General features: G+C 63.2%; 1 protein-coding gene. It reads left to right on the top strand.

The window, feature by feature from the left end:
* Positions 1-79 precede the first annotated feature (79 nt).
* A partial coding sequence (locus QZL71_RS12955) for a pseudouridine synthase (RefSeq protein ID WP_294649134.1) occupies positions 80-774 on the top strand: 695 nt, incomplete at its 3' end.

Here is a 774-nt window from a genome sequence, read left to right as displayed (position 1 = left end):
TGATACAGGCGCACCCGCGCCCCAAAGCAGGGGAGAGGTGCGCATTTTGAGCGCCGGGAGGCGCACAAGGAGTTTTATTATGGCAGAAGAACGTATTCAAAAGATCATGGCTGAACAGGGTCTGTGCTCCCGCCGTGCGGCAGAACAGATCATCGCCGAGGGCCGCGTGAAGGTCAACGGCCACCCCGTCAAGGTGGGCGACAAGATGGACCCCAACCGCGACGTGCTGCACGTGGACGACGAGCGCATCTATATCCGCAAGGATCAGCAGATGTACTATCTGGCCCTGTACAAGCCCCGCGGCTATGTGACCACCGCCAGCGACGAGCTGGGCCGCAAGACCGTGATGGAGCTGGTGAGCGATATCCCCGCCCGCCTGTACCCGGTGGGCCGTCTGGATAAGGACAGCGAGGGCCTGCTGCTCATGACCAACGACGGCGCGTTTGCGCAGGCCGTCACCCATCCGTCGGGTGGCATCTCCAAGCTGTACCGCGTCACCGTGCAGCCCCGCGCCGATGAAAGCCAGATCCTGAAGCTGAGCAGCGGCGTTGTGCTGGACGACGGCACCAAGACCATGCCCTGCGCCATCAATGTTGTCACCGACGAGCCGGGCCGCACCGTGATGGAAATGACCCTGAAAGAGGGCAAGAACCGCGAGATCCGCCGCATGTGCGAGACCGTGGGCCTTGAGGTGGTGCGCCTGAAGCGCAACGCCGAGGGCGTGGTGAAGCTGGGAATGCTCAAGCCCGGCACCTACCGTGAGCTGACCAAGGC

Origin of the sequence: uncultured Faecalibacterium sp., from assembly GCF_900066275.1 — a bacterium.
GTDB classification, from domain to species: domain Bacteria; phylum Bacillota; class Clostridia; order Oscillospirales; family Ruminococcaceae; genus Faecalibacterium; species Faecalibacterium taiwanense.
The sequence above is the reverse complement of the archived record's forward strand: the minus strand, read 5'-3'. Positions and strand labels throughout refer to the sequence as shown.